Annotated in this window: 8 protein-coding genes; all 8 read right to left on the reverse strand. The window is 67.0% G+C overall.

Annotated features, from left to right (window positions below; genetic code table 11):
• Positions 1-11: 11 nt before the first annotated feature.
• The 8 genes from PCQ86_RS19740 to rpmH all read right to left on the reverse strand — a co-directional run bounded on the left by PCQ86_RS19740 (position 12) and on the right by rpmH (position 7,578).
• The gene (locus PCQ86_RS19740; protein WP_270174571.1) at positions 12-848 is read right to left on the reverse strand and encodes a hypothetical protein; all 837 of its coding nucleotides are present in this window, start codon (positions 846-848) and stop codon (positions 12-14) included.
• A 136-nt stretch (positions 849-984) separates the two neighbouring features.
• Positions 985-1,476: a Crp/Fnr family transcriptional regulator gene (locus PCQ86_RS19745; RefSeq protein ID WP_270174572.1), complete on the reverse strand. Its 492-nt coding sequence runs from the start codon at positions 1,474-1,476 to the stop codon at positions 985-987.
• Between the two features lie 86 nt (positions 1,477-1,562).
• Positions 1,563-2,966, reverse strand: coding sequence for a tRNA uridine-5-carboxymethylaminomethyl(34) synthesis GTPase MnmE (gene mnmE / locus PCQ86_RS19750; protein WP_047349217.1), 1,404 nt, complete (start codon positions 2,964-2,966; stop codon positions 1,563-1,565).
• Between the two features lie 217 nt (positions 2,967-3,183).
• Positions 3,184-4,770, reverse strand: coding sequence for an ABC transporter substrate-binding protein (locus tag PCQ86_RS19755; protein WP_011807215.1), 1,587 nt, complete (start codon positions 4,768-4,770; stop codon positions 3,184-3,186).
• A 130-nt stretch (positions 4,771-4,900) separates the two neighbouring features.
• Positions 4,901-6,610: a membrane protein insertase YidC gene (gene yidC, locus PCQ86_RS19760; RefSeq protein ID WP_172209104.1), complete on the reverse strand. Its 1,710-nt coding sequence runs from the start codon at positions 6,608-6,610 to the stop codon at positions 4,901-4,903.
• The gene (gene yidD / locus PCQ86_RS19765) at positions 6,607-6,903 is read right to left on the reverse strand and encodes a membrane protein insertion efficiency factor YidD (RefSeq protein WP_011807217.1); all 297 of its coding nucleotides are present in this window, start codon (positions 6,901-6,903) and stop codon (positions 6,607-6,609) included. Before yidD ends, yidC begins: the two co-directional genes overlap by 4 nt.
• Positions 6,900-7,373: a ribonuclease P protein component gene (locus tag PCQ86_RS19770; protein WP_270174573.1), complete on the reverse strand. Its 474-nt coding sequence runs from the start codon at positions 7,371-7,373 to the stop codon at positions 6,900-6,902. The genes yidD and PCQ86_RS19770 overlap by 4 nt, the downstream gene beginning before the upstream one ends.
• A gap of 70 nt (positions 7,374-7,443) precedes the next feature.
• Complete coding sequence (rpmH, locus tag PCQ86_RS19775; protein WP_005798102.1) at positions 7,444-7,578, reverse strand: 50S ribosomal protein L34; 135 nt, start codon at positions 7,576-7,578, stop codon at positions 7,444-7,446.
• Between the last annotated feature and the right edge of the window lie 320 nt (positions 7,579-7,898).

Here is a 7,898-nt window from a genome sequence, read left to right on the forward strand (position 1 = left end):
CAGCCGGTTCTTCAGCGCAGGTCGCCGTATTGCGTGGAGCTGAGGTCGGACGACCGGCCGTCCTGCCCCGGCATGACAGTGTCCTCGAACCCCGTGGGCGCGGGGCTTGGTGGCAGCAGCGGGCCGCTGCGCGTGGTAACGCCCAGGGCCGGCCCGGCCGCGGGCGCACGCGCCACAGCGCTGGTGAGCGCCTGCTTGAACGCCGCCACCTCGTCGGCCTCGATGGGCTCGAACCGCGGCGCCGCGCGCGCGGGCGCGGGTGGCACCAGCGGCGCTGGACGCGAGGGTAGTGCCGCTCCTTGCGACGCGGCAGCGGCGGGCCGGGGCGTCCCGGAAATGATGGGCGATGCGGGGGTGGCAGAAGCCTGCGGCGCGGGCGCCTGGGCCGCCGGGGTGCGCGGCTGCACGCCCGTGCTGATCTGGTCGTTGGTGCGCCAATACACGGCGGTCACCAGGATGTCGAAACGAGAACGGGCGGTCTGCGTCACCAGGGTTTCAATTTTGCCCAGCCGCGCCATGTCCCGCCCGTACTCCGGCGCCAAGTCCATCATCACCAGGAACTGCGCCCCACGCTGGTCCAGCGACAGGACCTTGAACTTGTACCCCGCCGACAGCACGCCGGCACGCACCATGGCGTCACGCACCACGGTGTACAGCAGCTCGCGGCGCTCCATGCGTTCGTTCTTGCGGCCCGTGGCGGGCTCGGAGGCCGCGGCGGGTTGCGGCTCCAGCAGGGGTTTGCCTGCACGCGCCGGGGCCGTGCCATTGGCCTGGGTAGCGGCGGGTGCCGGGCGCGCACGCGCGACCGGAGGCTTGGATTTGCGGGTGAACCAGCTGAACAATGACATGCTTGCCTTCGCGAAGAAGCGCTCAAAAACGTCGGCAAGTGTACTGCGCGCGCGTCGGCCGAGGCGTGACAGTTGCAGGGTCGGCCGCGCCGCGATGGGCGCTGTGGTCACAAAGCGTGGCGCTCGCGCGCCGCGCTCAGGTCGACGCGATGCGGCGGCGGCGGTTGCCCAGGCGCTTGGCCAGCACGGCGCCGGCCGCCATCGCCAAGTGCAGCGCTACCGCCGGTTGGCGATTGCAAAGTTCCGTAAAGCGCAGAGCGGGCAGGCTCCAGAGCTTGCTCGGTGCGCCCGCCTGCACCGTGGCGCTGCGGGGCTGATGGGAAAAGAACGCCCCCTCGCCCACCATCGAGCCGGGGCCGACAATGGCCAGGCGCAGCCGCTGCTTCTCGTCCTCAAAGTGCACGCTGAGCGAGCCGCTTTCCACCAGGTACAAGGTGCGGTCGTTGGTGCCCTTGGCAAACAGCACCTGTCCCGAGGGGATGCTGATGGGCAACAGGTAGGCGGACAGCCAATCCCACTGCTCGGCTGTGAGCACGTTGTTCATGCTGTCGTCCGCCGTCGCGTGGGTGATGGCCTGGATCAGACCCGAAAGGTCGACTTTGGAGGAGGGAGCGGTGATGGCATTCATCGGGCGCGAACGGTAACGCGCCGCCGTCATCTGCACAAGCACTCATTACCCTTACTTACACATGGCGTTGCGCGCCCGCCGCGCGGCTATTTGCCGATACAGAAGCTGGAGAAGATGACACCGAGCAGATCGTCGGACGTGAACTCGCCCGTGATGGTGTTGAGGGCGTTTTGCGCCAGGCGCAGCTCCTCGGCCAGCAGGTCCAGCGCCGGCCCGTCGCTTTCCAGTTGCGCGGCCGCCTCCATGAGGTGGGCGTCCACGGCGCGCAAGGCTTCGATGTGGCGCGCGCGGGCGATGTACACGCCCTCCGCAGCCGACTGCCAACCCGCGATTTGCAGCAATTGCCGACGCAGCGTATCCAGCCCCTGGCCGGTGCGCGCGGACAGCAGCACCGCCTGGCTCTCACCCTCGCGCGCAGGCGCCGCCGCCTGCGGGGCGGCGTCGGCCTTGTTCCAGACGTCGACCACCGGCACGCCCGCGGGCAGCCGGTTGGAGAGCGTGTGCGCAATGGCGGCGTCGTCGTCCTGGTACTGCGCGCTGCCCCAGCGCGTGAGGTCGTGCAGGAACAGCACCGCGTCGGCGCCCGCGATCTCGTCCCAGGCGCGGGCGATGCCGATGCGCTCGACCTCGTCGTCGCTTTCGCGCAGGCCCGCCGTGTCGATCACGTGCAGCGGCACGCCCTCGATCTGGATGGTCTGCTGCACCTTGTCGCGCGTGGTGCCGGCGATCGGCGTGACGATGGCCAGTTCCGCCCCTGCCAGCGCGTTCAGCAGCGAGCTCTTGCCCGCGTTGGGCTGCCCGGCGATCACCACCTTGATACCCTCGCGCAGCAACGCGCCCTGGCTGGCACGCTGCATCACGCGGGCCAGCGATTGCTGCAAATTCGATAGCTGCCCGCGCGCGTCTGCCTTGCGCAGGAAGTCGATTTCCTCTTCAGGAAAGTCCAGCGTCGCCTCCACCAGCATGCGCAGGTGCACCAGCGCGTCGCGCAGCGTGTGGATCTCGCGCGAGAAGTCGCCCGACAGTGAACGGCTGGCGCCGCGCGCGGCCGCCTCCGTGCTGGCGTCGATCAGGTCGGCGATCGCCTCGGCCTGGGCCAGGTCGATCTTGTTGTTGAGGAAGGCGCGCTCGGTGAACTCGCCGGGCTCGGCCAGCCGCAGGCGGTCCAGCACGCCGCCCGTGGCCGCCTCCAGGCAGCGCGCCAGCAGCAGCTGCAGCACCACGGGGCCGCCATGGGCCTGCAGCTCCAGCACGTCCTCGCCGGTGTAGCTGTGCGGCGCGGGAAAGTACAGCGCCAGCCCCTGGTCGATGGCCTGGCCCGCGCCATCCCGAAACGGTAGGTAGGTGGCCTCGCGCGGCTTGAGCGCGCGGCCGCACAGCGCCTGCACCAGTGCGCCGATCTGCTTGCCCGAGACCCGCACGATGCCCACCGCGCCGCGCCCCGGCGCGGTGGCAATGGCAACGATGGGGTCGGAGTGGCGCGGCAGCATGGGCTTACAGGTGCGGTGGAGAGGGGCAGCGCATGATAGCCGCGCCCCGCCCGGCGCCATGAAGAAGGCCCGCGCGGGGCGGGCCTGGGGCGTGGGTCACGCATATTTGATAGCTGCTTGCGCTTGTCCAACGTCGGTTTCAGGGGTTTTTGTATCTGAAAACCTTTGTAGCCAAGCGCTGGCAGCTATCGTTTTTAAGGCCTTCGGCTTGCCGCGATCACTTGATGGTCGTCCACGCGGGCATGGGGCGATCGTCCGCGCGATGCGGCGTGTCCACGTTCTTGCGCATCGCCCAGGGGCGGATCTGGTGGTGCAGCGGCAGGTAGTAGTACTCGTCCTTGACCAGCTTGAGCGCGTCGTTGATCAGCGCGTCGCGCTTGGGAGCATCCATCTCGACCTTGATCTGCTGGATCATGCCGTCGAGCTTGGCGTCGGAAAAGCGCCCGCCGTTGTAGACGCCAGCCGAGGTCTTGCCGTCCTTGGTGGACATCAGCGAGTCCAGCGAATACAGCGCGTCGAACGTGGCCACGCCCCAGCCGAACAGGTAGGCGCTCACGTCGTTGTTCATCACGCGGGTGACGAACTGCGCCATGGGCGCAGTTTGCAGGTTGGTCTTGACGCCGATGCGCGTCCACATGGCGGTGACGGCCTGGCAGATGGCCTCGTCATTCACGTAGCGGTCATTCGGGCAGTCGAGCTTGAGCGAGAAGCCGTTCGGGTAGCCGGCGTCGGCCAGCAGCTTCTTGGCGGCCTCCACGTCGTACTTGGCGGCACGCTCGTCCAGTTGCTTGGTCCAGCCATGCACCATGGGAGCGATCATGGTGCCCGCAGGCACCGACAGGTTGCGCATGGTGCGGCTGTGCAGGCCCGCAGAGTCGATGGCCTGGTACAGCGCCTGGCGCACGCGCTTGTCCTTGAGCGGGTTCTTGCCGGCCGTGCCCGCGCCGGGCAGCTCGTCGCGGAACTGGTCCAGGCCCAGGTAGATGGTGCGGTTCTCGGCCCCTTCGATGAGCTTGATGTCGGGGTTGGCCTTCATGCGCGCCAGGTCCTGCGGCGGCGGGTCGACCACGAAGTCCACCTGCCCCGAGATCAGCGCGGCCGAGCGCGTGGCGGCCGACTTGATGGGAGTGAACACCACCTCGTCGATGTTGCCCTTGGGCTTGTCCCACCAGTTGGGGTTCTTCTTGAGCGTGACCTTCACGTCCGGCTGCCAGCCCACCATGACGAAGGGGCCCGTGCCGTTGGCGTTGCGCGAGGCGTAGTTCTCTTCCTTGCCCGCGTAGTCTTGCGACTTCACCGAGTTGTGCTTCTCGGCCCAGGCCTTGTTCATGATGCGCGCCTCGGTCAGCTCGCGCAGCAGGATGGGATTGGGGCCCTTGAGGAACACGTCCACCGTGTGCTCGTCCACCTTCTTGACTTCCTTGACGCTCTGCACCGCGGACATCATGTTGGACGGCGCCGTGCCGGCGCGCGTGAGCGAGAACACCACGTCATCGGCCGTGAATGGCGCACCATCATGGAATTTCACGCCCTTGCGAAGTTCAAAACGCACCTGTGTGGGGGAGACCTGCGTCCACTTGGTGGCCAGCGCGGGCTCGATCTGGTACTTGTCGTCATAGCGCACCAGGCTCTCGTACACCTGCTGCAGGAAGGCGTGCGTGGTCTGGTGGTTCTGCGCGTGGGGGTCCACGGTGAGGATGTCGTTGGCGCCGGCCCAGCGCATGGTGGCGGCGTGGGCGGTGCCCATGGCCACGAGCACGGCGGCCCCCAGCAAGCCCAGTTTGAAGGTGGTACGTTGAATCATCCGTCTGGCTCCTGTGTGTTGATGGTTACTACCGAATCACGTAGTAGCAATCATCGTACCGAAAACAACAACGGCCGCTGAGCGGCCGTTGCGGGGAGCAGGGGATTGCGGCCGGGAAGGCCGCGCTCCGTCAGCGGAACTTGGGCAGGTTGAACTGCGGCGGCACGCCCATGCGGGTGTTGATGATCCACTGCTGCGCGATCGACAGGATGTTGTTCGTCAGCCAGTACAGCACCAGGCCGGCCGGGAAGAAGAAGAACATCACGCTGAACATCAGCGGCATCAGCCACATCATCTTGGCCTGCATCGGGTCCGGCGGCGCGGGGTTCAGCGCGGTCTGCAGCAGCGAAGAGAGCGTCATCAGGAGCGGCAGGATGAAGAATGGGTCGGGCGAGGACAGGTCCTTGATCCAGCCGATCCACGGCGCATTGCGCATCTCCACGCTGGACAGCAGCACCCAGTACAGCGCAATGAACACCGGGATCTGGATCATGATGGGCAGGCAGCCGCCCATGGGGTTGACCTTCTCCTCGCGGTAGATGCGCATCATCTCCTGCTGCATCTGCTGAGGCTTGTCCTTCAGGCGCTCGCGCATTTCCATGATGCGCGGGTTGATGGCCTTCATCTTGGCCATGCTGGCATAGGCCTTAGCGTTGAGCCAGTAGAAGGCGATCTTCAGCAGGAACACCAGCGCCACGATGGACCAGCCCCAGTTGGCGATCACCTTGTGCAACTGGTCCAGCAGCCAGTACAACGGCTTGGCCAGGATGGTCAGCCAGCCATAGTCCTTGACCAGCTCCAGGCCCGGGGCCAGCTTTTCCAGCAGCGTCTCGATCTGCGGGCCGGCGAACAGGCGCGCGTCCACGGCCTTCGACTGGCCGGGGGCGATCTCGCCCAGCGGCGTGATCATGCCCACCGAGTACAGGTTGGTGTCCACCTTGCGCACGAAGTTGTCGCGCTGCACGCCGTCGCCCAGCAGCCACGCGGTGGCGAAGTAGTGCTGCACCATGGCCACGTAGCCGTTGCTGGAAGACTTGTCGATCTCGGCCTTGCCATTCTCGATGTCCTTGAACTCCACCTTTTGGTACTTCTTCGCCTCGGTGTACACGGCCGGACCGGTGAACGTGGAGTAGAACGACGACTCGCCCGCCGGCTTGTTGCCATCGCGCACCAACTGCAGGTACAGCTGGGGCGATACCGGGGCAGTGCCCGTGTTGACCACCTCGTGCTTCACGGCCACGTCGTAGGCGCCGCGCTTGAGCGTCCAGGTCTTGACCAGCTTCACGCCGCCCATGTCGGCCGACTCGAAACGCACGGTCAGCTCGTTCTGGCCGTCCTGCAGTTCGCGCGGACCGGGCACGACCGCCATGGGGGTCTTGTGCGTGGGGAAGGCGCCGCCGGCGCCGTTGCCGATGAGGCCCGTCTGCGCGACATAAACACGCGAAGCGCTCTCGTCCAGCAGCAGGAAGGGCTTGGTCTTGTCCTCCATCTCGGGATACTGCAGCAGCTCTCCGTGGACCAGCGAACCGCCTTCGGAGTCAAAGCTCAGGCGCAGCACGTCGGTGCTCACCGTCACACGCTCGCGCGGGATGGCGGCAGGCGGCACGCTGGCGCCTGCGGGCGGCTGCGGCGCCGCGCCCGGCGTGGCGCTGGCGGCGGCCACCGGCACGTCGGCAGCGCCAGCGCCGGAGGCCGCTACCGCGGGCGTGCTGGCCGTCTGCGCCGGCGGCGTGGGGAAGAAGGTGGCCTTGTTGCCGTTGTGGATCTGCCACTTGTCCCACAGCAGAACCATGGAAAAGCCAAAGATCACCCACAGGATGGTGCGGCGGATGTCGTTCATGAAGTCTTCTTACGTGAGGAAGAGGGAGTGTCGTCGGAAGGCGTGAGCCGTGAAAACAGGCGCATGCCGCGCGGCAGCTCCTGCGGCACGGGGTCCAGCCCGCCCTCGCACCAGGGATGGCAGCGCGCCAGGCGGCGCACGGTCAGGTAGCTGCCGGCCGCGGCACCATGTTGCTCCAGCGCCTGCAGAGAGTACACCGAGCAGGTGGGCTCGAAGCGACAGGCCGACCCGATCCAGGGACTTAGCAGCAGCCGGTAGCCGCGCACCAGCCCCATGAGCAGCGCGCGCATCATGGTCGCGCCCCTGTCGAGGCCACCCTACTGCGGCGTTCGGCCGCGGCAAAGAGCTGTTCCAGTTCGGCGCGCACGGCCTGCTTCAAAGCCTCGGAGGTGGCGCTCACGAACTGCTTGCGATCAAAGCCCATGCGCAGGCGCACCACGTGCGCGCCGCTGGGCATGCGCGCCTCGAACCCGCTGGCCACGGCGTAGATCTGGCGCTTGATGGTGTTGCGCGTGACTGCGCGGCGGGCCCAGCGCTTGGGCACCATGGCGCCCAGCCACACGCCGCCCGCCTGCCCTCCAACGAGAAACAGGGCCTGCGATCCCTGCGCCTGCGGCGAGGAATCGGGCCCTGTGGCTGGCGGAACTCCATCGGTTGCCACCGGCGGCAAACCCAGCCGGTGCAATGCGAAGTGCGCCGTGCGGGAGACGGTGCCTCCCGCCATGGCTGCCTGGAACTGGGGGCGCGTTTTCAGCCGATGCATGGGTGCAGCGTCCCCGGCAGGGAACTGGCGGTGCAAACCCGTAAGCGGCCGAAAGCCGAGCGGCCCGGCCTCAGACGGCCAGACGCTTGCGGCCCTTGGCGCGGCGAGCGTTGATGACGGCACGGCCGCCGCGCGTCTTCATGCGCACGAGGAAGCCATGGGTGCGCGCACGGCGCGTCTTGGAGGGCTGGTAAGTACGTTTCATGTTCTCAATCCTTGAAGGTTCAGTTACGGGCGCGGCTTCGATCGGCAGCACCCGCCGGGCCTGCTGCATCCTGCATGGAATGCGCGAAAAGCAGCCGCCCGGGCTTGATCACCCTGAACACCATTCAGGGAAACCGCGGATTATTGCAGGCTCGGTGAATCCTGGCAATGCCTGGGGCGTATCGGCCTACTTCGCGATCCGGTGCATGTAGGGCCGCGCATGCCCCCTTACCGCCTCGCTCAGATTGTGGATAACTCCTTGACAAGCTAGAATCGCGGGCCTTGTACCGTTCCTCCTATCCACAACAAGAATCACCTGAA

The organism is Diaphorobacter sp. ED-3 (assembly GCF_027625375.1).
In the GTDB taxonomy this organism is placed as follows: domain Bacteria; phylum Pseudomonadota; class Gammaproteobacteria; order Burkholderiales; family Burkholderiaceae_C; genus Diaphorobacter; species Diaphorobacter nitroreducens.